This window comes from Streptomyces sp. FIT100 (assembly GCF_024584805.1).
Lineage (GTDB): Bacteria > Actinomycetota > Actinomycetes > Streptomycetales > Streptomycetaceae > Streptomyces.
Window position 1 is genome coordinate 3,161,776 of sequence record NZ_CP075715.1, and the last position, 25,784, is coordinate 3,187,559.

The 25,784-nt window shown below is 71.7% G+C and carries 22 protein-coding genes; 7 read left to right on the forward strand and 15 right to left on the reverse strand.

What is annotated here, in order from left to right; translation table 11 throughout:
* The first annotated feature begins 41 nt into the window (after window positions 1-41).
* The 4 genes from KK483_RS13755 (at window position 42) to KK483_RS13770 (ending at window position 3,035) form a co-directional block, all read left to right on the forward strand.
* A complete protein-coding gene (locus KK483_RS13755; protein ID WP_242337503.1) occupies window positions 42-1,016 on the forward strand; it encodes a ribose-phosphate diphosphokinase in 975 nt (324 codons plus the stop codon).
* 170 nt (window positions 1,017-1,186) lie between these two features.
* Window positions 1,187-1,792: a 50S ribosomal protein L25/general stress protein Ctc gene (locus KK483_RS13760; RefSeq protein ID WP_262005516.1), complete on the forward strand. Its 606-nt coding sequence runs from the start codon at window positions 1,187-1,189 to the stop codon at window positions 1,790-1,792.
* A gap of 88 nt (window positions 1,793-1,880) precedes the next feature.
* On the forward strand, window positions 1,881-2,477 hold the full coding sequence (pth, locus tag KK483_RS13765; protein WP_262009475.1) for an aminoacyl-tRNA hydrolase: 597 nt from the start codon (window positions 1,881-1,883) through the stop codon (window positions 2,475-2,477).
* Between the two features lie 87 nt (window positions 2,478-2,564).
* Window positions 2,565-3,035 (forward strand): hypothetical protein, encoded by a 471-nt coding sequence (locus KK483_RS13770; protein ID WP_262005517.1) that lies wholly within the window; start codon window positions 2,565-2,567, stop codon window positions 3,033-3,035.
* Between the two features lie 66 nt (window positions 3,036-3,101).
* Here KK483_RS13770 and ppc read toward each other — a convergent pair whose 3' ends face one another.
* Complete coding sequence (gene ppc / locus KK483_RS13775; RefSeq protein WP_262005518.1) at window positions 3,102-5,831, reverse strand: phosphoenolpyruvate carboxylase; 2,730 nt, start codon at window positions 5,829-5,831, stop codon at window positions 3,102-3,104.
* 216 nt (window positions 5,832-6,047) lie between these two features.
* Between ppc and KK483_RS13780 the strand changes: the two genes are divergently transcribed.
* Window positions 6,048-7,028, forward strand: coding sequence for an acyl-CoA desaturase (locus tag KK483_RS13780; protein WP_262005519.1), 981 nt, complete (start codon window positions 6,048-6,050; stop codon window positions 7,026-7,028).
* Window positions 7,025-7,699 carry a TetR/AcrR family transcriptional regulator gene (locus KK483_RS13785; protein ID WP_262005520.1) on the forward strand — a complete coding sequence of 225 codons (675 nt, stop codon included), beginning with the start codon at window positions 7,025-7,027 and terminating at the stop codon, window positions 7,697-7,699. Before KK483_RS13780 ends, KK483_RS13785 begins: the two co-directional genes overlap by 4 nt.
* 79 nt (window positions 7,700-7,778) lie before the next feature.
* Here KK483_RS13785 and KK483_RS13790 read toward each other — a convergent pair whose 3' ends face one another.
* Complete coding sequence (locus tag KK483_RS13790) at window positions 7,779-8,195, reverse strand: VOC family protein (RefSeq protein ID WP_262005521.1); 417 nt, start codon at window positions 8,193-8,195, stop codon at window positions 7,779-7,781.
* A gap of 16 nt (window positions 8,196-8,211) precedes the next feature.
* Window positions 8,212-9,033, reverse strand: coding sequence for a trans-aconitate 2-methyltransferase (locus KK483_RS13795; RefSeq protein ID WP_262005522.1), 822 nt, complete (start codon window positions 9,031-9,033; stop codon window positions 8,212-8,214).
* 131 nt (window positions 9,034-9,164) lie between these two features.
* Between KK483_RS13795 and KK483_RS13800 the strand changes: the two genes are divergently transcribed.
* The gene (locus tag KK483_RS13800) at window positions 9,165-9,662 is read left to right on the forward strand and encodes a MarR family winged helix-turn-helix transcriptional regulator (RefSeq protein ID WP_262005523.1); all 498 of its coding nucleotides are present in this window, start codon (window positions 9,165-9,167) and stop codon (window positions 9,660-9,662) included.
* On the opposite strand, the gene KK483_RS13805 is transcribed toward KK483_RS13800, so the two are convergent.
* The 12 genes from KK483_RS13805 to KK483_RS13860 all read right to left on the reverse strand — a co-directional run bounded on the left by KK483_RS13805 (window position 9,621) and on the right by KK483_RS13860 (window position 25,646).
* Window positions 9,621-10,400 (reverse strand): response regulator transcription factor, encoded by a 780-nt coding sequence (locus KK483_RS13805; protein WP_262005524.1) that lies wholly within the window; start codon window positions 10,398-10,400, stop codon window positions 9,621-9,623. The genes KK483_RS13800 and KK483_RS13805 overlap by 42 nt on opposite strands.
* Before the next feature lie 274 nt (window positions 10,401-10,674).
* Window positions 10,675-11,856, reverse strand: coding sequence for a galactokinase (gene galK, locus KK483_RS13810; RefSeq protein WP_262005525.1), 1,182 nt, complete (start codon window positions 11,854-11,856; stop codon window positions 10,675-10,677).
* Window positions 11,843-12,838 (reverse strand): UDP-glucose 4-epimerase GalE, encoded by a 996-nt coding sequence (galE, locus tag KK483_RS13815; protein WP_262005526.1) that lies wholly within the window; start codon window positions 12,836-12,838, stop codon window positions 11,843-11,845. The genes galK and galE overlap by 14 nt, the downstream gene beginning before the upstream one ends.
* Window positions 12,835-13,890: a galactose-1-phosphate uridylyltransferase gene (gene galT / locus KK483_RS13820; protein WP_262005527.1), complete on the reverse strand. Its 1,056-nt coding sequence runs from the start codon at window positions 13,888-13,890 to the stop codon at window positions 12,835-12,837. Before galT ends, galE begins: the two co-directional genes overlap by 4 nt.
* A 304-nt stretch (window positions 13,891-14,194) precedes the next feature.
* Window positions 14,195-14,866 carry a LuxR C-terminal-related transcriptional regulator gene (locus tag KK483_RS13825; protein ID WP_262005528.1) on the reverse strand — a complete coding sequence of 224 codons (672 nt, stop codon included), beginning with the start codon at window positions 14,864-14,866 and terminating at the stop codon, window positions 14,195-14,197.
* Window positions 14,867-15,147: 281 nt separating this feature from the next.
* On the reverse strand, window positions 15,148-16,908 hold the full coding sequence (locus KK483_RS13830) for a PQQ-like beta-propeller repeat protein (protein ID WP_262005529.1): 1,761 nt from the start codon (window positions 16,906-16,908) through the stop codon (window positions 15,148-15,150).
* Between the two features lie 64 nt (window positions 16,909-16,972).
* Window positions 16,973-18,730: a PQQ-like beta-propeller repeat protein gene (locus KK483_RS13835; protein WP_262005530.1), complete on the reverse strand. Its 1,758-nt coding sequence runs from the start codon at window positions 18,728-18,730 to the stop codon at window positions 16,973-16,975.
* A gap of 294 nt (window positions 18,731-19,024) precedes the next feature.
* On the reverse strand, window positions 19,025-20,836 hold the full coding sequence (locus tag KK483_RS13840; protein ID WP_262005531.1) for an ABC-F family ATP-binding cassette domain-containing protein: 1,812 nt from the start codon (window positions 20,834-20,836) through the stop codon (window positions 19,025-19,027).
* 36 nt (window positions 20,837-20,872) lie between these two features.
* Window positions 20,873-22,270: an acyltransferase gene (locus KK483_RS13845; protein WP_262005532.1), complete on the reverse strand. Its 1,398-nt coding sequence runs from the start codon at window positions 22,268-22,270 to the stop codon at window positions 20,873-20,875.
* A gap of 183 nt (window positions 22,271-22,453) precedes the next feature.
* Window positions 22,454-23,347: a 4-(cytidine 5'-diphospho)-2-C-methyl-D-erythritol kinase gene (locus KK483_RS13850; RefSeq protein ID WP_262005533.1), complete on the reverse strand. Its 894-nt coding sequence runs from the start codon at window positions 23,345-23,347 to the stop codon at window positions 22,454-22,456.
* Window positions 23,344-24,258, reverse strand: a complete 915-nt coding sequence (rsmA, locus tag KK483_RS13855) for a 16S rRNA (adenine(1518)-N(6)/adenine(1519)-N(6))-dimethyltransferase RsmA (protein WP_399014049.1) — start codon at window positions 24,256-24,258, stop codon at window positions 23,344-23,346. Before rsmA ends, KK483_RS13850 begins: the two co-directional genes overlap by 4 nt.
* Complete coding sequence (locus KK483_RS13860) at window positions 24,255-25,646, reverse strand: resuscitation-promoting factor (RefSeq protein ID WP_262009477.1); 1,392 nt, start codon at window positions 25,644-25,646, stop codon at window positions 24,255-24,257. Before KK483_RS13860 ends, rsmA begins: the two co-directional genes overlap by 4 nt.
* Between the last annotated feature and the right edge of the window lie 138 nt (window positions 25,647-25,784).

Genomic DNA, 25,784 nt, shown 5'->3' on the forward strand with positions numbered 1-25,784 from the left:
GCGGATCAGCAGCAGAGAAACACGTCTGAGGAGACAGTGCTGTGACCGGGATCAAGACGACCGGCGAGAAGAAGCTGATGCTCTTCTCCGGCCGCGCCCACCCCGAGCTGGCCGAGGAGGTCGCCGCCCAGCTGGGTGTCGGCCTGGTGCCGACCAAGGCGTTCGACTTCGCCAACGGCGAGATCTATGTCCGTTTCCAGGAGTCCGCGCGCGGCGCGGACTGCTTTCTGATCCAGAGCCACACGGCGCCCATCAACAAGTGGATCATGGAACAGCTCATCATGCTGGATGCTCTGAAGCGGGCCTCGGCCCGGAGCATCACCGTGATCGTTCCGTTCTACGGCTACGCCCGCCAGGACAAGAAGCACCGCGGCCGTGAGCCGATCTCGGCCCGTCTGGTGGCGGACCTGATGAAGACGGCGGGTGCGGACCGGATCCTCACCGTCGATCTGCACACGGACCAGATCCAGGGCTTCTTCGACGGCCCGGTCGACCACCTGTTCGCGCTGCCGCTCCTCGCGGACTACGTGGGCGCGAAGGTCGACCGTTCGAAGCTGACGGTCGTCTCCCCCGACGCGGGCCGGGTGCGCGTGGCCGACCGCTGGTGCGACCGCCTGGACGCCCCGCTGGCGATCGTGCACAAGCGCCGGGACAAGGACGTGGCGAACCAGGTCACCGTCCACGAGGTCGTCGGCAATGTCGAGGGCCGGGTCTGCGTCCTGGTCGACGACATGATCGACACCGGCGGCACCATCTGCGCGGCGGCGGACGCACTGTTCGCGCACGGCGCGGAGGACGTCATCGTGACGGCGACGCACGGTGTGCTGTCCGGTCCCGCGGCGGACCGGCTGAAGAACTCCAAGGTGAGCGAGTTCGTGTTCACGAACACGCTGCCGGACCCGAACAACCTGGAGCTCGACAAGATCACGGTCCTGTCGATCGCTCCGACGATCGCGCGCGCGGTGCGCGAGGTCTTCGAGGACGGTTCGGTGACGAGCCTCTTCGAGGAGCAGTGAGCTAGATCGATTTAGGCTACGGCCTCCCTCCGGGTAGACTCATCGGGTTGCTCGGCGAGGGAGGCCGTACCTGTTTCCGGTACGGCGGTCCGTTATCGACGCGCTCTTCGTAGCAGGCCAGTCGTGGCCGGGTGACTGTTCATGTTCGTCACCATCTACGAGGAGTGCATATGTCCGAGGTGAAGCTCGCCACCGAGACCCGCACCGAGTTCGGCAAGGGCGCCGCGCGTCGCATCCGCCGCGAGAGCAAGGTCCCGGGCGTTCTGTACGGCCACGGCGTCGACCCGATCCACATCACGCTGCCGGGCCACGAGCTGCTGCTGGCTCTGCGTACCCCGAACGTCCTGCTGGCGCTGGAGATCGGGGGCAAGAAGGAGCTCGCGATCCCGAAGGCGGTGCAGCGCGACCCGCTGAAGGGCTTCCTGGAGCACGTCGACCTGCTGCTCGTGAAGCGCGGCGAGAAGGTCAGCGTCGAGGTCCCGGTCCACGCCGAGGGTGAGCTGGCCCCGGGTGGCAACCTGCTGGAGCACGTCCTGAACGCGCTGCCGGTCGAGGCCGAGGCCACCCACATCCCCGAGTCGTTCACCGTCTCCGTCGAGGGCCTGGAGGCCGGCGCCTCCGTCCTCGCCAAGGACATCACCCTGCCGAACGGCGTCACGCTGGCCGTCGAGGAGGACGCCGTCGTCCTCCAGGTCCTGGCCGCGCAGGCCGAGGAGCCGGCCGCCGAGGGCGAAGAGGCCGTCGAGGGCGAAGAGGCCCCCGCCGCCGAGGCCTGATCCGTCCCGGGTCACGAAATCCCCTGCCACCGCCCCCCGCACCGCACGGTGCGGGGGGCGGTGGCGCTATGAAGGAGGCATGCAGCAGATGACGACGGACGCGACGGCCCCCTGGCTCGTGGTGGGGCTGGGGAACCCCGGGCCGGGTTACGCCGGGAACCGCCACAATGTCGGGTTCATGGTGGCGGACCTGCTCGCCGAGCGGATGGGCGGCTCGTTCAAGCGGGCGGCCAAGGCGCAGGCGCAGGTCCTGGAGGGCAGGATCGGCTCTCCGGGGCCCTCGAGCCGGCGGGTGGTGCTGGCGAAGCCGATGTCGTACATGAACCTGTCGGGCGGGCCGGTCGTGGCGCTGCGGGACTTCTACAAGGTGCCGACAGCGAACATCGTGGCGATCCATGACGAGCTGGACATCGACTACGGCGTACTGCGGCTGAAGCTCGGCGGCGGCGACAACGGCCACAACGGGCTGAAGTCGATGACGAAGGCGATGGGTGCGGACTACCACCGGCTGCGGTTCGGCATCGGGCGTCCGCCGGGCCGGATGCAGGTGGCGGACTTCGTGCTGAAGGACTTCTCGGCGGCGGAGCGCAAGGAGCTGGACTACTTCGTGGACCGCGCGGCGGACGCGGTGGAGTGTCTGGCGACGGAAGGGCTGGAGCGCGCGCAGAGTGCGTACAACTCCTGACCGCAGTGCGCACAACTCCTGACAAGCCCCCCATAGCCATGGCCCGAGGTTGACCGAGCGCGGTCGCTTGCCGAAGGATCGCGCCCCATGAAGCGGAACTCCTCCGGCCGGATGCTCGACCACAGCCGCCGTGCGGCCATGGTGCTGGTCGCCCTGCTGCTGCTCGTCGCCGGCGCCTGGTCGTCCTGGGGGACGGCCCAGCACGTGCTGCTCGCGAAGGGCCGCGAGCACGGCACGCTCACGGTGGCGGACTGCGGCGAGAAGACCTGCACGGGCTCGTACGACCCCGAGGGGCCGTCCGCGCCGCGCAAGGGCATGACCATCGAGCGCTCGGTCGCCGTCGACAAGGGGACGACGGTCCCGGTCGTCGTGAAGCCCGGCACGGACGAGCTGGTCCGTACGGGGTGGGCGGGGGCGCTGCACGCCTGGCTGCCGTTCGGCGGCGCGCTGCTGCTCGCGGCCCTGGTGATCGGCGGCGGTCTGCGCATGACGCGCACCGCGTGGGCGACGGCGGCCGCGGGTGGCGCACTGCTGGTGGGCGCGTTCTTCGCGCTGTGAGCCGCCGGCTTCGCGCTGTGAGCCGCCGGACGGGCCCGGGTCGGGCCCGTCCGGCGGCCGGGGGCGTCAGCCCGTGTTGCGCAGGCCCGCCGCGACGCCGTTCACCGTCAGCAGCAGTGCACGCGACAGCAGCGGGTCGGCCGGCTCGCCCCGCTCGGCGGCCAGCCGCTGCCGGGACAGCAGGGCCACCTGGAGGTACGAGATCGGGTCCAGGTAGGCGTCGCGGATCGAGAAGGTCTGCTGGAGCACCGGGTTGGAGTCGAGGAGCTCCTCCCCTCCGGTGACCCGCAGCACCTCACGCACCGTCAGCTCGTGCTCTGCCTCGATGCCGGCGAAGACGTGCTTCAGCTCGTCCGGCACGAGCGTGTCGACGTAGTGCCGGGCGATCCGCAGATCGGTCTTGGCGAGCGTCATCTCCACGTTGGAGACGAAGTTCCGGAAGAAGTGCCACTGCTCGTACATCTCCGTGAGCACCTCGCCGAGACCGGCCTCACGCAGGGCCTTGAGCCCGGATCCGACGCCGTACCAGCCCGGCACGATCTGCCGCGACTGGGTCCAGCCGAAGACCCACGGGATGGCCCGGAGCCCGTCGAGGCCCGCCCCGCTGTCCGGACGGCGCGAGGGCCGGGAGCCCAGGTGCAGCTCGGCGAGCTGGTCGACCGGCGTGGAGGCGAAGAAGTACGCCGGCAGGTCCGGGTCCTCGACCAGCCGCCGGTATGCGGCGTGGGCGGCGTCGGAGGCCGTGTCCATGGCCGCGTCCCAGCGGGCCAGCGCCTCGTCGCTCTGGCGCGGGGCGGTGTGCAGCGCGGACGCCTGGAGCGTGGCGGCGACGGTCAGCTCCAGGTTCTCCCTGGCCAGGGACGGGATCAGGTACTTGTCGGAGATGACCTCGCCCTGCTCGGTCACCTTGATCTCGCCCTCCAGCGTGCCCCACGGCTGGGCGAGGATCGCCTCGTGCGTGGGGCCGCCGCCGCGGCCGACGGTGCCGCCGCGGCCGTGGAAGAGCCGCAGCCGCACGCCGTAGCGGTGGGCGACGTCGCGCAGCCGCCGCTGGGCCCGGTGGATCTCCCACTGCGAGGTGGTGATGCCGCCGAACTTCGACGAGTCGGAGTAGCCGAGCATGACCTCCTGGACATCGCCGCGCAGCGAGACGAGCCGGCGGTAGGAGGGGTCGGCGAGCATCCCGTCGAGGATGACGTCGGCCGCCTTCAGCTCGTCGGTGGTCTCCAGCAGCGGCACGATGCCGATCTTGGCCCAGCCCGCGTGCAGATCGATCAGCCCGGCCTCGCGGGCGAGCACGGCGGCGGCGAAGACATCGTCGGCGCCCTGGCACATCGAGATGATGTACGACTCGATGACCTCGGGCCCGAACTTCTGGAAGGCATCCTTGACCGTGCGGAAGACGCCGAGGGTCTTGGCCCCGGCGGCGTCCAGCGGCGCCGGGCTGGGGGCGAGCGGCCGCCGGGAGCGCAGCTCCTTGGCGAGCAGCTTCTGCCGGTAGTCGCGGGGCATGTCGGCGTACCGCCAGGACTCCTCGCCGAGCCGGTCGAAGAGCTGCCCGACCGCGTGGTGGTGGGCGTCCGCGTGTTCGCGCACGTCCATCGTGGCGAGCTGCAGCCCGAAGGCGGCGAGCGTGCGGATCGTACGGTCGAGGCGACCGTCCGCGAACAGTCCGCCGCGGTGCTCGCGCAGCGACGTCTGTACGAGGGTCAGGTCGTGCAGCAGCTCGGCGGTGCCGAGGTAGTCGCGGCCGTCCTCGTGCGCGGTGCCCTTGGCGAGGCGCTCGCGCGTGTTGACGAGCTTCTGCCGGACGCAGGTGGCCTTGAGCCGGTACGGCTCCTCGGCGTTGAGCCGCTTGTAGCGGGGGCTGATCTCGGGCAGCCGCTCCAGGTCGGCCTGGAGCGACGAGAGCAGCTCCTCGGTGGCGCCCGCGTACCGGATCGAGTTGGACAGCAGCCCGCGCAGCGAGTCGACGGCCTCCAGGGCGTCGGTGATGCCGTGCTCGTGCTGGAGGATCAGCACCTCGCGGGTGACGTCGGGGGTGACGTTGGGGTTGCCGTCGCGGTCGCCGCCGATCCAGGTGCCGAAGGTGAGCGGGCGGGTGCCGGGCGGCAGCTCGACGCCGACGCGCTCCAGCTCGGCGGCGAGGTCCTCCAGGACGTCGCCGACGGCGCCGGCGTGCAGCTCGTCGAGGTAGTAGATGGCGTTGCGGGCCTCGTCGGCGGGCTCGGGGCGTACGACGCGGAGCTCGTCCGTCTGCCAGATGAGGTCGATGTTCTCGGCGAGCCGCAGATCGTGGCGGCGCCGGTCGGCGGCGATGACCGGGGTCTCGAGCAGTTCGGCGATGCGCCGGAGCTTGTTCAGTACGGACCGGCGCGCGGCCTCGGTCGGGTGCGCCGTGAACACCGGCCGGACGTTGAGGTTCCGTACGGTCTCGCGCAGGTGCTCGGGGTCGGCTTCCTTGAGCATGTCGGCGGTGCGGGAGAGCAGTCCGCCCTCGGCGGCCCGCTTCTCGCGCATCTCACGGCCGCGGTGCACCTGCTCGGTGACGTTGGCAAGATGGAAATAGGTGGAGAACGCGCGTACGAGCTTCGCTGCGGTCTCCAGGTCCGTGTCCCCGAGCAGCTCGGCGGCGGCGTCGCCGTCCGTCCGTGTGAGGGCGCGTACGCGTTCGACGAGCTCCAGGAGCTCGGGGCCTTCCTGCCGTACGAGGGTTTCGCCCAGCAGATCGCCCAGTCGGCGGATGTCGGAGCGCAGCTCCGCGCTGGCGGATGTGGTCTGGTCGGCACTGCTCACAGGTGCGGCTCCTTGCAGTGTTTGAGCACGTCTGGAGGTTTTCCGGAGGCTTTGCGGACCACGCTGTCCGACGCCACCAAGGATAGGTGTCCGTTCATGCACCGTTGTCCACAGCCCTCTTGCCGCGAGGCGTCGCGCTGCCATACTTACGACGCCGTAGGTTACGGATCCGTAGCCATGGATCATTCGCACTCCTCACCCCACAGGGGACACCCCATGACCACAAGCCCCGATGTGATCGACGACGCCCGGAATCCGTCCGAATCCGATCTCCCTGCCGCCACGCTCGGCGGCGAAAAGAAGCGTTCGATCGAGCAGATCGCCCTGCTGCTGTTCATCACGGTGCCCTTCCTCGCCCTGCTCGCGGCAGTTCCCCTGGCATGGGGGTGGGGCGTGAGCTGGCTCGACCTCGGCCTGCTCGTGTTCATGTACTTCCTCGGCTGCCACGGTGTGACGATCGGCTTCCACCGCTATTTCACGCACGGCTCCTTCAAGGCGAAGCGCCCGCTGCGCATCGCGCTGGCGATCGCCGGCTCGATGGCGGTGGAGGGCCCGCTGGTCCGCTGGGTGGCGGACCACCGCAAGCACCACAAGTTCTCGGACGCCGAGGGCGACCCGCACTCGCCGTGGCGCTTCGGTGAGAGCCTGCCGGCGCTGATGAAGGGCCTGTGGTGGGCGCACATCGGCTGGCTGTTCGACGAGGAGCAGACCCCTCAGCACAAGTACGCGCCGGATCTGATCAAGGACCCGGCGATCCGTGCGGTCTCGCGTCAGTTCGTGGTCTGGACGTTGGTCTCGCTGGCGATCCCGCCGCTGGTCGGCGGCCTGGTGACGATGTCGTGGTGGGGCGCGTTCACGGCGTTCTTCTGGGGCTCGCTGGTGCGGGTCGCGCTGCTGCACCACGTGACCTGGTCGATCAACTCGATCTGCCACGCCGTGGGCAAGCGCCCGTTCAAGTCCCGTGACCGTTCGGGCAACGTGTGGTGGCTCGCGGTGCTGTCGTGCGGCGAGTCCTGGCACAACCTGCACCACGCCGACCCGACGAGCGCGCGGCACGGTGTGATGCGCGGGCAGATCGACTCCAGCGCCCGGCTGATCCGCTGGTTCGAGCTGGCGGGCTGGGCATACGACGTGCGCTGGCCGAGCACGGAGCGTATCGACTCCCGACGCAAGACGGAGGCCGCAGAGGCGGCATGATTGACGACGTGGCGATCGACGGCAGTAGCACCAGCAGCGAAAAGCCCAGGCGCGGGCGCAGGGTCCGCATGACCGGGGCGGAACGCCGTCAGCAACTGCTCGACATCGGCCGCACGCTCTTCGCGGAGAAGGGCTTCGAGGGCACGTCGGTGGAGGAGATCGCGGCGAAGGCCGGGGTCTCCAAGCCGGTGGTGTACGAACACTTCGGCGGCAAGGAAGGGCTGTACGCGGTCGTCGTGGACCGCGAGATGCGCCAGCTCCTTGACATGGTGACCGGCGCGCTGACCGCCGGTCATCCGCGTGAACTGCTGGAGCAGGCGGCGTTCGCCCTGCTCGACTACATCGAGACGTACACGGACGGTTTCCGGATCCTCGTCCGTGACTCGCCCGTGGCCCAGTCGACGGGCACCTTCGCCTCGCTGATCAGCGATATCGCCACGCAGGTGGAGGACATTCTGGGCCTGGAGTTCAAGGCCCGCGGCTTCGATCCGAAGCTGGCGCCGCTGTACGCGCAGGCGCTGGTGGGGATGGTGGCCCTCACGGGCCAGTGGTGGCTGGACGTCCGCAAGCCGAAGAAGGCGGAGGTCGCGGCGCATCTGGTGAATCTGGCGTGGCACGGCCTTGACGGCATGGAGCAGAAGCCGCGGCTGATAGGGCACCGCAAGAGCTAGGAGCTGATCCGGCCGGCGTCCGGTCGCGTGACCGGCCGCCGGCCGGGGGCTAAGTCGTCCTCACCGTCCCGTGAGCCGGTCATGCCGTCGGCTCGGACGCGGCCTCGGAGACGGACGCGGGCACGGACGCGGGCTCGGGCTCGGGCTCCAGGAACTCCAGGAGGTTGCCCGCCGGGTCCTCGGAGTAGAAGCGGCGGTGCCCGGGCAGATCGCGGTCCCAGACGACCTTGGCGCCACGCGATGCGAGGCGGTCGGCATACGCCTCGATCCCGGTGACGCGCAGGCCGGGGTGGGCCTTTCTGACGGGCCTGAAGTCAGCCTCGATGCCGAGGTGCAGCTGTACGGGACCGGCCTGGAACCAGCAGCCTCCGCGGGCGGCGAGCGGCTGGGGCTTGGGGATCTCGGTCATCCCGAGGACGTCGGTGTAGTAGGCGCGCAGGGCGTCCTCGGTGCCCGGCGGCGCGGCGAGCTGGACGTGGTCGAACGCTGTCAGCATGATTTCCCCCTGCTGGTCAGGACGGTTTGCGGGCCACGGCGAAGATCCGGCGGAACGGGAAGACCGTCCCGTACGGCCCCGGCGGGTACGCCTTGCGGAGCAGGTCGCGGTACTGGCCGAGGAATTCCTCGGTCGCCTCGTCGTCCCCTTCGAGCGTGGTGAGGACCGGCCGCAGCGCCGTGCCCTTCACCCAGTCGAGTACGGGGTCCTCACCGCCGAGGAGCTGGGAGTACGTCGTCTCCCAGACGTCCGTCGCGCAGCCGAGGTCGGCGAGGCGCATGAGGTAGTCCGCGGGTTCCAGGATGTGGACGAAGCGGCGGCCCTGGTCGGCGAGGCGGTCGCGCCACTGGGGGGTGTCGCAGAGCTCGCCGAGCAGGGCGTGGCTGGGTGAGGTGAAGTTGCCCGGGACCTGGAAGGCGAAGGTGCCGCCGGGCGCGAGGCCGTCGATCCAGGTGCGGAACGATTCGGGGTGGTTGGGCACCCATTGCAGTGCGGCGTTGGAGACGATCAGGTCGTACGGCTCGTCGGGCGTCCAGTGCGCGGCGTCGGCGGGGCGGAAGTCGAGCCAGCCGCCGCCGGGGGTGGTGCCGGCGTACTCCTTCTCGGCGCGGGCGAGCATCTCCGGTGAGAGGTCGAAGCCGGTGATGTGGGCGTCGGGCCAGCGCTCGGAGAGGAGGACGGTGACATTGCCGGGCCCGCAGCCGAGGTCGGCGATGCGCGGGGCGCGAGCGGTGCCCGGCAGCTCGGGTATTCGCGCGAGAAGGTCGAGGAACGGGCGGGTCCGGTGGCCTGAGTGACGGAGGTACTGCTGTGGATCCCAGGTTGGTGCGGAATGCATGTTCGAGCCCCCTTGCTGGAAAGGTACGGCCAAGCGGAACGGAGTTCCGGCCCGACCATGCCCAATAGTCCGACGAAATATATCTTGACGTCAAGAGACTTCATGTCGACAGACCCTCTACACTGATCGACATGGAGGACGAGGTCGACCGACTGGTCGCTGCATGGCGCCGAGAGCGCCCCGACCTCGACGTGGAACCGCTCGAGGTGCTCAGTCGTGTGTCCAGGCTGGCCCGGCATCTCGACCGCGCACGTCGCCTCGCTTTCTCCGAGCACGGACTGGAGCCCTGGGAGTTCGACGTCCTGACGTCATTGCGGCGCGCGGGCGCGCCCTACCAGCTCTCCCCCGGCCAGCTGCTGACGCAGACCCTGGTGACCTCCGGCACGATGACCAACCGCATCGACCGTCTCGCCAAGAAGGGACTCGTCGAGCGGCTGCCCGATCCCAGTGACCGCCGCGGTGTGCTGGTGCGGCTCACCTCCGAGGGCCGTGACCGCGCCGACCAGGCGCTCGCCGGGCTGCTGGCCCAGGAGCGCGCGATCCTCTCCCAGCTCCCCCGCACCCAGCGCGCCGAACTTGCCGCACTGCTACGCCAGTTGACCGCCCCGTTCGACAACGTCCCCGGCTGAGGAGAGCTCCGCGGGCCCCACCCCCGCCCGGCGGGCCAGTGCCACCGCCGCGAGGGTGGAGTGGACGCCCAGCTTCCCCAGCACGTTCTGCATATGGGTGCGGACCGTGTGCGGGGAGAGGAAGAGCCGCTCCGCGACCGCCTTGCGGCCGAGCCCCGCCACCATGCAGCGCAGCACCTCGCGTTCGCGCGGGGTGAGGGACTCGACGAGCCGTTCGCTCTCGGTGCGGTGCTTGCGCGCCGCGGTCAGCTCCCGCAGGACGCCGGTGAGCAGCGCGGGCGGCAGATGCGTCTCGTCCCGCAGCACCCCCCTGATGACCGTGAGCAGCCGCTGAAGCGAACAGTCCTTGGCCACCCAGCCCGAGGCGCCCGCCTGGAGCGCGAGCGCGGCCCGGCGCGGGTCGTCCCTCTCGGCCAGCACGACGGAACGGACCGCCGGACGCGCCGAACGGACCCCCGCCACCAGGGAGATGCCGTCGACGAAGCCGCCCTCCCCGTTGTCGGGCACGGCCCGTGCGACGACGGGGGCGGCCGGTGCGGCGGCCACGCCCAGGTCGGCGTCGACGAGCATCACGTCGAAGTGGCGCCCGTCGGCCGCCGCGCGCTCCATGCAGCGCAGCGCGGCAGGCCCGCTGCCGGCCGCGGCCACCTCGACGTCCGGCTCGGCGGCGAGCGCCGCGGCGAGGGACTCGGCGAAGATTCGGTGGTCATCCACCACAAGAACCCGGATACGAACCACAGGCACCCCCAAGCTGCGCAATTCCGGCGGAGTCCGGAAGCGCGAGTACGGCGCCCGAGGATGGGGTGGTACGCAATCCACGGCCGCCGCCGTGCTGTTGACTGCTACCCCGCCCCGGGCGTCGTACCCGACTGTCTTGCCCCCTGATGCACAGCACCGGCCCCCACCGGTGCTGTGCATCAGAGTAAGGCCGGGTGCCTGACGCGGAAGGGCATTTGCAGAACTGGTTACCGGAGGGGGCGGGCCGGGTTGCCCGGCGCGGTCGCCGCAGGCGCTACCGGACGCGGCGCGCACCGCCCGACGGGACCGCGGGGAAGATCCGCGGCGCCGTGTGGCCCGCCGCCGCGAAGGCGTCCTCGATCTCCTTGGCCACCCGGTCGGCCGTCTCCTGTTCGACCAGGACGACCGCCGAGCCGCCGAAGCCGCCGCCCGTCATCCGGGCGCCCAGCGCCCCGGCCGTGTTCGCCGTCGAGACCACGAGGTCAAGCTCCGTGCAGGAGACCCGGAGGTCGTCGCGGAGCGAGGCGTGGCCCTCGGTGAGGACCGGGCCGACGGCGCGGAGGTCGCCCGCGTCAAGGAGGGCGATCGTCCGCTCGACGCGGTGGTTGTCGCTCACGACATGGCGCACGTAACGGCGGATCTCTTCGGCCGGGGGCCCCGGGTGTGCCTCACGGGAACCCACGGAGTCGCCCAAACGCCCGAGGGCGTCCGGCAGTTGCGCGTACGGGACCTCGCGCAGCGTCCGTACTCCCAGCGCCCGCGCTCCCGCTTCGCAACCGGCGCGCCGCTGCGCGTACGCGCCGTCCCCGAGTGCGTGCTTCACACGGGTGTCGACGACCAGGAGTTGCAGGCCGTGGGCGGGGAGGTCGAAGGGGACCTGGCGCCGGCTGAGGTCACGGGTGTCCAGGAACAGCGCGTGGCCCTCGGTGCAGCAGGCCGACGCCATCTGGTCCATGATCCCGCACGGGACGCCGACGAAGGCGTTCTCGGCGCGCTGTGCGAGCACCGCGAGCTCCTCGCCGCGGAGCCTGAGCCCGAACAGGTCGTTCAGAGCGAGGGCGGTGACGATCTCCAGGGCGGCCGACGAGGACAGTCCCGCGCCCGTGGGAACGGTGGAGCCGAGATGGATGTCGGCGCCGGTGACCGGGTGCCCGGCCTCGCGCAGCGCCCACACCACACCCGCCGGGTAGGCCGCCCAGCCCGAGCCGGAGCGCGGCTCGAGCGCGTCGACGGCCAGCTCGACCACGCCCTGGTCCACGTCCGCCGAGTGGACCCGCAGCACCCCGTCCGCGCGGCGCGCCACCGCCGCGACCGCCGTGTGCGGCAGCGCGAGCGGCATCACGAAGCCGTCGTTGAAGTCGGTGTACTCGCCGATCAGATTGACGCGGCCGGGCGCGGCCCAGACGCCTTCGGGGGCGTACCCGTAGAGCTCGCGGAAGGCGTCAGTCACGGCCACGGGCGAACTCCCAGGCGTCGGCGACGATACCCGCGAGATCCGCGCGGGACGGGTTCCAGCCGAGCCGCTCGCGGGCGGTGGCGGCCGAGGCGACGAGCACGGCCGGGTCGCCGGGGCGGCGGCCGGCGGCGACCTCGGGGACCGGGTGTCCGGTGACCTTGCGGACGGTCTCGATGACCTCGCGGACCGAGAACCCGTTGCCGTTGCCGAGGTTGCAGATCAGGTGCTCGCCCGGGGTGACCTTGTCCATGGCGAGCAGGTGCGCCTCGGCCAGGTCGGCGACGTGGATGTAGTCCCGTACGCAGGTGCCGTCCGGGGTCGGGTAGTCGTCGCCGAAGACGGAGATCGCCTCGCGCTTGCCGAGGGCGACCTGCAGGACGAGCGGGATGAGGTGCGATTCGGGGTCGTGGCGCTCGCCGCAGCTGCCGTAGGCGCCCGCCACGTTGAAGTAGCGCAGCGAGGCGGCGGCCAGCCCGTGGGCGGTGCACTCGCCGCTGATCATGTGGTCGACGGCAAGCTTGGATGCGCCGTACGGGCTGGTCGGGGCGGTCGGGTCGGTCTCGGTGATCGGCGTGGAGACGGGCTCGCCGTAGGTGGCCGCGGTGGAGGAGAAGACCAGCTTGCGCACGCCGGCCGAGCGCATCGCGGCGAGCAGCGCCATGGTCCCGCCGACGTTGTTCACCCAGTACTTCTCGGGGTCCGCGACCGACTCGCCGACCTGCGAGAACGCGGCGAAGTGCAGGACGCCGTCGTACGAGGGGTCCAGCCAGCGCGCGGCGTCCTGGATGCGGCCCTCGATGAACGCGGCGCCGGCCGGCACGCCCTCGCGGAAGCCCGTGGACAGGTCGTCGAGGACGGTGACCTCGTGGCCCGCCTCCAGCAGGTGCGCGGCCACGACGCTGCCGACGTATCCGGCTCCACCGGTCACCAGGAACTTCTTCGGGGGTCCGGGGGTCGCCCCCCGGGAAAACACAGCGCTCATCTGCTGCTCGCTATCTCTCGCAGTCGCTGGGCCGCGGCCTCCGGCGGCACATCGTTGATGAACACACTCATGCCGGACTCGGAACCCGCGAGGAACTTGAGCTTGCCGGAAGTTCGGCGGATGGTGAAAAGCTCGAGGTGCAGGGCGAACTGGTCACGCTGCGCCCGCCCGCCGTCACCGAACGGCGCCTGGTGCCAGGCGGCGATGTACGGCGTCGGCGGGGCGTCCGGGCCGAAGATCCGGTCGAAGCGCCTCAACAGTTCCAGATAGAGCTGTGGGAACTCTGTGCGCGCCGCGTCGTCCAGGGCCAGCAGGTCCGGCACCCGGCGGCGCGGGTAGAGGTGCACCTCGTACGGCCAGTGCGCCGCGTAGGGCACGAAGGCCACCCAGTGCTCCCCCTCCAGGACCACCCTTACGGGGTCGGCGAGTTCACGTGCGACGGTGTCGTCGAAGAGGTTCCGGCCGGTGGCGGCGAGGTGCTCGGCGACCGAGCGCTGCATCAGGGCGGTGCGCGGGGTGACGAAGGGGTACGCGTAGATCTGCCCGTGCGGATGGCCGAGGGTGACGCCGATCTCCGCGCCCCGGTTCTCGAAGCAGAAGACCTGCTCGACCTGGGGCAGCGCGGCCAGCTCCGCGGTGCGGTCGGTCCAGGCGTCCAGGACGAGGGCGGCCTGCTCGTCGGTGAGCCCGGCGAAGGAGGTGTCGTGGTCGGGGGTGAAGCAGACGACCTCGCAGCGGCCGGTCTCGCCGGAGAGGGAGGGGAAGCGGTTCTCGAAGACGACGACGTCGTAGTCGCTGTCCGGGATCTCGCTGAGCCGGCCGTCCCGGGAGGGGCACAGGGGGCACTCGTCGGCGGGCGGGTGGTAGGTGCGCCCCTGGCGGTGGGAGGCGACGGCGACGGAGTCGCCGAGCAGCGGGTCGCGCCGGATCTCCGCGGCGGTGGCGACGGCGGAGAGCGGCCGCCGGTCGACGGCGTCGCGGACGATGTCGTCGCGGCGGTCGTAGTAGAGCAGCTCACGGCCGTCGGCGAGCCTGGTCACCGTCTTCTTCACACTGGGGCTCCTCGACGACGTCATCAAACAGAAGTCCACACAAAGAACCATGACCGAACACCGTTAGTCAATCCCCGCCCGTCGAACGGGGGTGGGTGCCGCAGAAGGTGGGTGCCGCAGAAGGTGGGTGCCACAGGGGATGGCTGCCGCAAGAGGTGGGTGCCGCAGAAGGTGGGTGCCACAGGGGTGGGTGCCGCAAGAGGTGGGTGCCGCAGAAGGTGGGTGCCACAGGGGTGGGTGCCACAGGGGGTGGCTGCCGCAGAAGGTGGGTGCCACAGGGGGTGGCTGCCGCAGGAGGTGGTGCTCAGCCCTGGCCGGAGGCGCGGTCGAGGAGTCCCGTGCGGGCCGCCAGTGCGGCGGCCTCCAGCCGGGAGCCCACGCCGAGTTTCATCAGGACGCGCTGGACATGGGTGCGGGCCGTGCTGGGGGCTATGCCCATGCCCGCCGCGATCAGCCGGGTGTCCTCGCCTTCGGCGACACGCACCAGCACCTCGACCTCGCGCGGGGTGAGCATCCGGAGCAGCCGCTGGCCCTCGTCGTCCGGCTGGGCCGCCGGGTTGAGCAGCTCCGTGAAGGCGCCCTGGAGCAGCTGCGGGGCCACCGCCGCCTCACCCGAGCGCGCCTTGGTCATGGCCCGCTCGACGCCTTCGATGCGCTCGTCATGACGCACGTAGCCGGACGCCCCCGCCGCGAACGCGGCGGCGATCCCGCGCGGGGAGGGCACCGGACCCAGCACCACCACGGCCACCTGCGGGCGCTCCCGCTTGATCCGGACGATCGGGTCGAAGACACCCGGCTCCGCCGGGGTCGCCGTCCCCAGCAGGCACACCTCGGGGGCCCTGCTCACCACGAGCTCGGCCGCCCCCGCCACCGGTGCCGCCGCGGCGAGCACCCGGTGCCCGCGCAGCTTCAGCGCCGACGCGAGCGCCTCGGCCAGCAGTCGGTGGTCGTCGACCACCATGAGCCGCACACCCATCGAGCAACCCCCATACCCTGGAGTCGGCCCCCCGGCCCCCCAGGCCCGCCTGCCACGCCGCCTGCCTGCCTGTCACGCCCGCCCTACTGCCCCGGCAAGCTACACGCTTGTCCGACGTTGCGCTCGCCCTACGCCCGGAAAACCCCTCGGACCGGCGAAATGCGCATTGTTCACGGCATGTGGGGAATGAGCGGCCCCCACGCACAACGGAGGCGGTCCCCGCCGACCGGTGGGGACCGCCTCCGTTTCTGCCGCCTCGCGCCGGTCACCCGGCCGGCGGGTCAGCCGGTCGCGAAGGAGAGCGCCAGGTACGACGGACCGCTCCCGGTGTCCTTGCTGAGCATCGACTCGGCAACGAACATCCGCCCGCCGGTGTAGTGGATCTCCGCGTAGTCCAGCGAGAAGCTGGTCTCGGCGTCGTTGACCGACTCGTCGGCCGGGTTCTCCAGCAGCACCGTCTGCTCGAACGTGCCGCCGTCGATGCTGACGATCTGTCCGCCCTTGTCGTACGGGGGCGTCTTGTAGGCGATGACGTTGCCGCCGTCCATGCGCAGCGGGATCATCGTGTACCGGTCGCCTGCTTCCGCCTTCCCCGGCAGGGACTTGCCCGTCTTCAGGTCGAGCGAGACGATCTCGTTGGTGTCGCCGTACGCGTCGCTGCTGCCCTCGTGCTCCTCGGTGGGCAGGTAGAGCCGCCCGTTTCCGGCGGTCACGTGCACGCACGACTCGACCTCGGTGGAGTGGCAGCGCGCGGCGTAGCGGTCGGCGTCCGCCGAGATCTTGACGATCAGCTTGCCCGTCTTCTCGTCGATGGAGAAGAAGTCGGAGATCCCGCTGCCGTCCCCGGCCGTGTCGCCCACGTCGGCCGCGACGACGAGCGGCGCCGTGGAGACGATGGAGGCGTACTCGACGCCCGGCGGCATCTTGAACGAGGACAGCGGCGCGCCCGTCGCCGGGTTCAGCGGCTGGATGACCACGTACTTGTTGTCGTAGTCGCCGCACTTGCGGGCCGCGACGAGGGCCGGACCGCCGCCGTAGCCCATGTCGTAGCAGCCCTCGGCGTTGACCTCGGGCTTCCAGCGGACCGCACCGGTGGTGAGGTCGAAGGCGGCTCCGCCGTCGGTGCCCCCCGCCGCGACGGTGTTGCCGCTGAGCGTGATCTCGTTGAAGCGGGGCGGCTCGTCGCCGCTGCCCTGCGCCGCCTTGCTCCACAGCAGCTTGCCGGTGTTCAGGTCGATGGCGCCGATCTGGTTGCACGGCTGGTAGTTCTTCGGCGGGACGCGCTTGATCGCCTCGAACGCGATCGCGGACTTGTTGTCCGCGGACACGTGGCGGGAGGCCGCGCAGACCTGACCGGGGAGCGGGATCGTCCACAGGACGGTGCCCTTGGCGAGGTCGTAGCCGACGACGGAGTTGATGCCGGTCTTGACGTACGCCTTGTCGGTGACCCAGGAGCCGCTGACGTCGGTGACGTCGGTGACCTTGGGCTGCGGGAGCTGGAAGGCCACCTTCGCCGCGGTGTTCTCGGGGGCCTTCTCCTTGCCGTCGCCCCCGACGGCCTTCTCGCCGTTGGCGCCCTCGGTCGAGCTCTTGGCCTGGTCCTTCTTGGAGTCGTCCCCCTTGCCCGCCGCGAACCAGACGCCCGCGCCGACGATCAGCACCACGGCGACGACCGCGGCGATGATGATCTGCGCCTGGGCGCTGAGCTTCTTCCTGGGCGGCTGCGGCGGCAGGTACTGCGGCTGGCCCTGCGGCTGCTGGCCGGGATAGCCGTAGCCGTACGGCTGCTGGCCCTGAGCCTGGCCCGGGGCCTGCGGATAGCCGTAACCCGGACCGGGCTGCTGGGCGGGCGGAGGGGTCTGCGGATAGCCGTAACCGGGGTTCCCCGGGGGCGGGGTCGGTGCGCCGAAGCCCGGGGGAGGGTCCTGCGGGGCCCCGAAGCCGCCCTGCGGAGGCCCGCCCGGGGGCTGATTCGGCGGCTGGTTCGGCGGCTGGTCGGGTTGCTGCGGCGGCTGGTTGGGCGGCATCGGTGGCTGCGTCATACGTGCGTACCTCTGAGCGGAAGGGAGTCGTCGTGGGGTCCTGGGCGTCGTCCGTGAGGACGCGTCACTTCCCGAATGCCATCATCGTCTTGGTCTGCTTCTCCTCTTCGTCGTTACGCGAGGAGACGCGCCCACTGGCGATGTAGAAACGGCCGTCCTGGTAGACCATCTGGGGCGACCAGAAGGTGCTCTCGATCTCGGCGGTGGACGCCGGGTGCTGGAGGATCACGTTCGGCTTGCCGCCGGCCGGCGCCAGGGTCGCCACCGCACCCCCCGCGTCGAACGAAGGCTCGACGTACAGGAGGACGTTCGCACCCTCCATGCGCAGCGGGGTCATCGTGCGCCCGTCGGGGGCCTCGGCCCGCCACTTCTGCTTGCCGGTGTCGAGGTCGAACGCGACGACCGCATTGGTCCTGGACGAGCCGGAGGCGTCGGGCGCGGTCGCCATGTAGAAGGTGGTGGCGTCGGCGGCGACGCCGACACACCCCTCCAGGGCGTCGCTGAAGACACCGCCCCCCTGGCCGCAGCGGGCCTCGAAGTTGTCCTTGCCGCCGTCCATCTGCGAGCGCACGGTGCCGTTCGCGTTCAGCGCGACGACGGCCCACTTCTTGTCGTCGGCATGGGTCAGCGAGAGCACGACCGGGCTGACCGAGTAGACGCTGTCGACCTGCCAGCCCTCGTTGAGCTTGTACGTCCACTTCGCCGCGCCGGTGGCCGGGTCGAGCTCCTGGACCTGCTCCTGGAGCTTGTCGATGTCGCCGCTCGGGCACGTCTCGGCGGCGATCAGCTTCGCTCCGCCCGCGAACGCCCTCGGCTGGCAGTTGCCCGGCAGCTTGCCGAACAGTTCCTTGCCGTCGCTGACCCGGAACGCGTCGGCGTTCCCGGTACGGGCGGCGGTCACCGTGTCGCCGCTCAGCGAGAGCGTGATGTCGGAGAGGAAGTCCCACGTCCCCCGCTGCTTGATGGTCTTCTTCCAGCCGGCCTTGCCGGTGGTGGCGTCGATCATCTGAAGCTGGGTGCAGTCGGCCTTGTCCGTCGTCCCGTCCTTGAACCCGACCACGAGCTTGCCGTCGGCGGTCGCCATGGGGGCCGCGGCACACAGCTCGGCGGGGAAGGGAATGGTCCACTTCTTCTTGCCGTCCGTGGCCGAGTAGCCCACGAGCTCCTTGTACATGCCCTTGACGACGGTGTCGCCGACGGCCCACGGACCGTACGTCTCGGCACCGTTGCGCGGCAGGTCGATGTCGTTCTTGGTGAGGAACAGGACCTTCGCCTCGCCCGGCTTGCGCCCGGCGTTGAGGTCGTCGTCGACAGCGCGCCCGTCGCCGCTGCCGTCGCCCTGGTCGACGGACGCGGACCCGGTGGGCTGCGGCCCGGTGCTCCGCTTGGCGTCGGGCTTCGCGTCGTCCTCACCGCCGCTGACGGCGAACCAGGTGCCGGCGCCGATGACGAGGAGGGCCGCCACGGCGGCGCCGACGATCACGCCGGGCCTGCCCTTGAAGGGGTTCCCGCCGCCTGGAGCGGGAGCGGGTGCGGGCGCGCCGGGGTACTGCGGCTGGGTCGGGTATCCGTACCCGTAGGGCCCGGGCTGGGGCCCGTAGGGACCGGGGCTGTTGTACGGGCCGGGCTGCTGGTTGTACGGACCGGGCTGGCCGTACGGACCCGGGGCCTGCTGCGGATATCCGTACCCCGGCTGCGGCTGCGGCTGCGCGGCCGACGGCGGCTGCGCAGGCTGTTGGGGCGGCTGAGGAACCTGCTGGGGATCCTGCGGGGATCCGAAGCCGCCTCCCTGCGGCGGTTGCTGACTGGGCGGCTGAGTCATGTCAGCACTTCCCCCTTCGTGCGGTCCACAGCCCGACCAGCCTCCCCCGCGATTCCGTATGGCGGTTTCCATACGGAAAGGAGCGAATCGGACAGGGATTGCGCAGCGTCACATCATGGAGCGGGGCTTCTTTTTACCACCTGGCCCTGGCCGAAAGCGGGGCCGGTCCCGCCCCTGTACCCAAGGGAGGACCGGCCCGTGATATCGCCGTTACGCGCTCTGGGTGTCCCTAGGTTCGCGTCTTCAAAGTCCCGTCTGCCCGGCGGGCGGACGACGCTCCCGTGAAGACACTCCCTAGGCGTCCTCGGCGAGTTCGAGCCAGCGCAGCTCCAAGTCCTCGCGCTCGGATGTCAGTTCGCGAAGCTCGGCGTCGAGTTCCGCCACCTTCTCGAAGTCAGTGGCGTTTTCGGCGATTTGCGAGTGCAGCTTGGTCTCCTGCTCGGAGATCCGGTCCAGCCGGCGCTCGATCTTCTGGAGTTCCTTCTTCGCGGCGCGCGTGTCCGCCGCGGACTTCGCGGGGGCCTCGGACTTCACGGGTGCGCCGGCGGTCTGCGCCGGGACCGCGGCCTCGATCATCCGCTCGCGCCGCTCCAGGTACTCGTCGATACCGCGCGGGAGCATCCGCAGCGCGCCGTCGCCGAGCAGCGCGAACACCCGGTCGGTCGTGCGCTCGATGAAGAACCGGTCGTGGGAGATGACCACCATCGATCCGGGCCAGCCGTCGAGCAGGTCCTCCAGCTGCGTCAGCGTCTCGATGTCGAGGTCGTTGGTGGGCTCGTCGAGGAAGAGGACGTTCGGCTCGTCCATCAGCAGCCGCAGCAGCTGGAGACGGCGCCGCTCACCGCCCGACAGATCGCCGAGCGGGGTCCACTGCTTCTCCTTCGAGAAGCCGAACTGCTCGCACAGCTGCCCGGCCGTCATCTCCCGGCCCTTGCCGAGGTCGACGCGGTCGCGCACCTGCTGGACGGCCTCCAGCACCCGCAGACCCGGGTCGAGCTCGGCGACCTCCTGTGAGAGATAGGCCAGCTTCACCGTCTTGCCGGTGACGATCCGCCCCGCGCTGGGCTGCTGCTCGCCGTCGCTGCGGGCGGCCGCGGCCATGGCGCGCAGCAGCGAGGTCTTGCCCGCTCCGTTCACCCCGACCAGGCCGATCCGGTCGCCGGGGCCGAGCTGCCAGGTCAGATGCTTCAGCAGCACCTTCGGCCCGGCCTGGACGGTGACGTTCTCCAGGTCGAAGACGGTCTTGCCGAGCCGCGACGAGGCGAACTTCATCAGCTCGGAGGTGTCGCGCGGCGGCGGCACGTCCTGGATGAGCTCGTTGGCCGCCTCGACGCGGAAGCGCGGCTTCGACGTACGGGCGGGGGCGCCGCGCCGCAGCCAGGCCAGCTCCTTGCGGACCAGGTTCTGCCGCTTGGTCTCCTCGGTGGCGGCGATGCGCTCGCGCTCGGCACGCGCGAAGACGTAGTCCGTGTAACCGCCCTCGTACTCGTAGACCGTGCCGCGCTGCACGTCCCACATGCGGGTGCAGACCTGGTCCAGGAACCAGCGGTCGTGCGTGACGCAGACGAGCGCCGAGCGGCGCGCCTGGAGATGGCGGGCGAGCCAGGAGATGCCCTCGACGTCCAGGTGGTTCGTCGGCTCGTCGAGGACGATCAGGTCCTGCTCGGCGATGAGCAGCTTGGCGAGGGCGATGCGGCGCCGCTCGCCGCCGGAGAGCGGGGCGATGACCGTGTCGAGTCCGTGCGGGAAGCCTGGCAGGTCGAGCCCGCCGAAGAGTCCGGTGAGCACGTCGCGGATCTTGGCGTTGCCGGCCCACTCGTGGTCGGCGAGGTCCCCGATGACCTCGTGCCGGACGGTGGCGGCGGGGTCGAGCGAATCGTGCTGGGTGAGCACCCCGATGTGCAGCCCGCCGCTGTGGGTGACCCGGCCGGTGTCGGCCTCCTCCAGCTTGGCGAGCATCCGGATGAGGGTCGTCTTGCCGTCTCCGTTGCGTCCGACGACGCCGATGCGGTCTCCCTCGGACACGCCGAGGGAGACTCCGTCGAGCAGGGCACGGGTGCCGTACACCTTGCTGACTGCCTCGACATTGACCAGGTTGACGGCCATTTCTCTCCTGACGGGGGGATCGATCGGCCTCCCAGCCTAGTCGGGGCGCACCGGGCGCAGGTCACGCCTACGCTGCGCGACCGGCCACCCACCCGCGCGTTCCACCAGTGCCCAGCCGGCCAGGGCCATCGCGACCGCCGCAGGGGCGGTGACCGGGATGGCGACGAGGGTCGCCGTACGGCCCTCCAGCAGGCCCGCGAAGCCGACCATGGACAGACCGAGCACGCCGAGCAGACACAGGGTGATGCCGAACGCGGCGAGCGCACCGGGACCGGAGCGCCCCGGCGCCGGGGCCGGGGCCGGGGCCGGGGCCGGGGCCGGGGCCGGGGCCAAGGCCGGGGCCGGGGCCGGCTGCTCGAAGGTGCGGAAGGCGGCGACCAGCACCGCGGTGAGCACGGCCGCGGCCGCGATCCGTACCGGCGTCTGGGCCCACCAGGCGCCCGAGGCCGGCTCGGGCAGCGGGACGCCGAGGGCGAGCAGGGCGCCGTAGACGCCGAGCATGGCGGTGAGGTGCCACAGGAAGGCGGTCATGGCGACGCCGTTCGCCGCGACGACCGCCCGCCACACCCGCGGCCGGGCGACCAGCCGTGCCCCGGGCCCGCGCAGCAGCTCGACCGCGCCGACGAGCCAGAGGCCGTGGCAGAGGAGAGCGAGGGTGGGCGGGGCCATGTTGGACACCTTCTCGCCCGGCATGCCGACCATGGAGAGCGGATACGGGCCGAGGGCGACCAGCGCGACCGCGCCCGTCAGCCCCGCCGCCGCGAGCGCGGACGGCGCGCGCAGCCGGCCGTCGGCGCGCAGGAAGCCGAGCTGGTGCACGGCGAGCCAGACGAAGGCGAAGTTCAGGAACTCCACGAAGGGCACGCCGCACACGAAGCGCAGCACGTCCACGCCGACCGCCCCCGCGGCGAGCGCCCCGAACGCGCCCCACCCGTACCGCTCGTGCAGCCTCAGCAGCGGCGGGGTGAAGGCGACCATCGCCAGGTAGATCCCGATGAACCACAGCGGCTGGGTGACCAGCCGCAGCGAGACGCCGGTGAGTCCGCCGCCCCCGCCGAGCAGTTGGACGACGAACGCCGCGGCGCCCCATACGAGGACGAACGCCATGGTCGGACGCAGCAGCCTGCGCAGCCGCCCCCGCAGGAACGCCGCGTAGACCGGGCCCTCGGGATGCCCGCGCCGCAGCGAGCGGTACGAGAGCGCGTGCGAGAAGCCGCCGACAAAGAAGAACACCGGCATGATCTGCAGGGCCCAGGTGAGGAGTTGGAGCTCCGGTACCACGGCGAGGAGATTGCCGACGCCGTCGGCGGTGACGGCGGCCATGAGCCAGTGACCGAGCACGACGGTGCCGAGCGAGGCGACCCGGAGCAGGTCGACGTACCGGTCCCGGGTGTCGGGCGTGGCTTCGGCGAGGGCGCGGACGCGTGTGGACATGGGGGTACGGTCGCGCGGCCCGGGCCGCGGACGTCAGCGCTCAGGTACTCAACCCGGCGTGAGTACGCGGGCGCGGAGGGGCCGGCCCTGTCCGCGGGGGCGCCCGGCTCCCGGCTCCCGGTTCCCGGCTCCCGGCTCCCGGCTCCCGGCTCCCGGCTCCCGGCTCCCGGCTCCCGGCTCCCGCTACAGGATCGTCGCGCCCTGCGCCGGGGCCGCGGCGACCCGGGCCGAGCGGCAGGTGCCCGAGGCCAGCAGCGCCTCGGCGATACCCGCCGCCGCGTCCGCGTCCTTCGCGAGGAAGGCCGTCGTCGGGCCGGACCCGGAGACGAGGGCGGCGAGAGCGCCCGCTTCCGTACCCGCGGTGAGCGTGTCGGCGAGGGACGGCCGCAGGGACAGCGCGGCGGGCTGGAGGTCGTTCACGAGCGCGTACGCCAGGGCCGTCGCGTCACCCGTGCCCAGGGCGTCGAGCAGCACCGGGGACGCCACCGGCGCGGGAACGTCCACCGCCTCGTTCAGGCGGTCGAACTCGCGGTACACGGCGGGGGTCGACAGACCTCCGTCGGCCACCGCGAAGACCCAGTGGAACATGCCGCCGACCGGCAGGACCGTGAGCCGTTCCCCGCGCCCGGTACCGAGCGCCGCACCGCCGACCAGACTGAACGGCACGTCGCTGCCGAGTTCGGCGCAGATGTCGAGGAGTTCGTCCCGCGACGCCCCTGTGGACCACAGCGCGTCGCAGGCCAGCAGCGCGCCCGCGCCGTCGGCGCTGCCGCCCGCCATGCCGCCGGCGACGGGGATGTCCTTGGCGATGTGGATGTGGACGGCCGGGTCGATGCCGTGGCGGGCGGCGAGCAGTTCCGCGGCGCGGGCGGCGAGGTTCGTACGGTCGAGGGGGACCTGGTCCGCGCCGGGGCCCGAGCAGGTGACGGTCAGCGTCTCGGCCGGCGCCACCGTGACCTCGTCGTACAGGCCGACGGCGAGGAAGACGTTGGCGAGGTCGTGGTATCCGTCCTCGCGGACGCCGCCCACGGCCAGCTGGACGTTGACCTTGGCCGGTACCCGTACGGTGACGCTCACTTGCCTGCCTCCCGGTTCTCCGCGATACGCGCGAATTCTTCCACCGTCAGGGCCTCGCCCCGTGCCTGCGGCGACACCCCGGCCGCGACGAGCGCCGCCTCGGCGGCCGCCGGGGAGCCCGCCCAGCCGGCGAGCGCGGCGCGCAGGGTCTTGCGGCGCTGGGCGAAGGCGGCGTCGACGACGGCGAAGACCTCCTCCTTGGACGCCGTGGTCTTCAGCGGCTCGGCACGCCGGACGAGGGAGACGAGCCCGGAGTCGACGTTCGGCGCGGGCCAGAAGACGTTGCGGCCGATCGCTCCGGCGCGCTTGACCTCCGCGTACCAGTTGGCCTTGACGGACGGGACGCCGTAGACCTTGTTGCCGGGCCGGGCGGCGAGCCGGTCGGCGACCTCGGACTGGACCATGACCAGCGTCCGCTCGATGGTCGGGAAGCGTTCGAGCATGTGCAGCAGGACGGGCACCGCGACGTTGTACGGCAGGTTGGCGACGAGCGCGGTGGGCGGCGGGCCCGGCAGCTCCCGGACCTTCATCGCGTCGGAGTGGACGAGGGCGAAACGGTCCTTCCGCTCCGGCATCCGCGCGGCGATCGTGGTGGGCAGCGCGGTCGCGAGGACGTCGTCGATCTCGACGGCGGTCACCCGGTCCGCGGCCTCCAGCAGCGCGAGGGTGAGCGAGCCGAGCCCGGGTCCGACCTCCACCACGACGTCGTCGGGGCGCACCTCGGCGGTGCGGACGATCCGGCGGACCGTGTTGGCGTCGATGACGAAGTTCTGGCCGCGCTGCTTGGTCGGGCGTACGCCGAGCGCTGCGGCCAGTTCGCGGATGTCGGCGGGGCCGAGCAGGGCGTCGGGTCCGCCGGTGCCGTCAGGGCCGTCGGTGCCGTCAGGGCCGTCGGGATCAGTGGTGCTCACCGGTACAGCCTACGGCCGCAGTGCGGCCACGGACTCGCCCCCCGCTGCACGTAGAGCTTCTTCGCGCGGTACGTCTGCTCGGCGGCGGGCGCGTCCTGCGGGCGGCCCTTGCCGCCCAGCGCGTGCCAGGTGCTGGTGTCGAACTGGTACAGCCCGCCGTACGTCCCCGAGGGGTCGACCGCGTCCGGCCGTCCGCCCGACTCGCACTGGGCGAGCGCCTTCCAGTTGAGCCCGTCGGCGCCCGCGACGGAGTCCGGCAGCGGCTTCGTGCCGACGAGGACCCGCTGGGTGACCGGCTCACGGACGGTCTCCTGGGAGACCCTCGACGGCTTCTGGCGGACGCCGTTGACGGTGCGGAGGGAGTAGGTGACGCGGCGGGAGCCGGACCGCCCCTGCCGTTCGACGACCTCGGTGCCGGAGTGCAGGGACGGGTCCTGGATCCGGACGGTGCCGTACGGGACGGGCTCTTCGCGGACCTGCCGGGTGCGGGTGATCCGCATGACGGTGACGGTCTGGCCGTCGCGCGGGAAGCTGCCGGGCGGCACGGAGGTGGTGTCCTGGCCCTGCAGGGTGATCCCGGCCTGCTCGACGGCTTCCCGCACGGTCGCCGCGTTCGTACGGATCGTGCGCTCCCGGCCGTCGGCCATGACGGTGACCGTCCGCTCGGTGCGGACGTCGAGGGTGAGGCCCTTGCGGCCGATCGGCAGGGAGCGGGAGGCGGACAGGAACGCGCCCTCCGCCCGCACCCCGAGCTGGCGCAGCGCGTCGTCGACGGTGCGGGCGGTGGTCCACACCTGGCGGCGGTGGCCGTCGATGGTGAGCGTGACGGGACGGCCGTAGCGGACGACGACCTCGTCGCCGCTGACGAGGGGTGCGCCGGGCGCCGGGGCGACGATGTCGTGCTCGCCGACGGCCAGGCCCTCGTCGGCGAGCAGCTCGCCCACGTCGTCGGCGAAGGTGTGCAGGCTGCGGGGCACCCCGTCGACGCTGAGGCGGACGGCCTTGTCGGCGGCGACGAAGGCGGTGGTGCCGCCGGCGAGGAAGGCGACGACGAGGGCCTGCGGGACGATCCGGCGCAGGTTGTCGACGGCGCCGCCGCCCAGCCCCGTTCTGCGGCGGCGGGCGGCCCGGCGGGCTTCGGCGCGGCCACCGGTGCCTGCTGCGGCGGGGGCGGCGGGGCCGGAGCCGGGGCCGGGGGCGGCGCCGTACGGGGGCGCCGTGAGCGCCGTGACGGTCGGCGCGAACGGGGAGACCGCGGGGGGCACCGTGACGGCCCTGCGGCCCGGGGCCGCCACGGGGGCCGGCGGCGGGGGCGGCGGCGGGGGCGCCGTGAGCCCGGCGGTGCGGCGCCCGGCGCGTACGACGACGCGACGGCCGGACTGCGGCATCCGCTGCGTCGTCCCTTGGGGAGTGTCCTGCCGGCCGGCCTGCGGAGTGCCCTGCCGACTGCCTTGCTGACTGCCCTGCGAAGTACTCACGAGGCCGGGACCCTAGCCGAGCCGCGATCACTCTCCAAAGCGACTCGA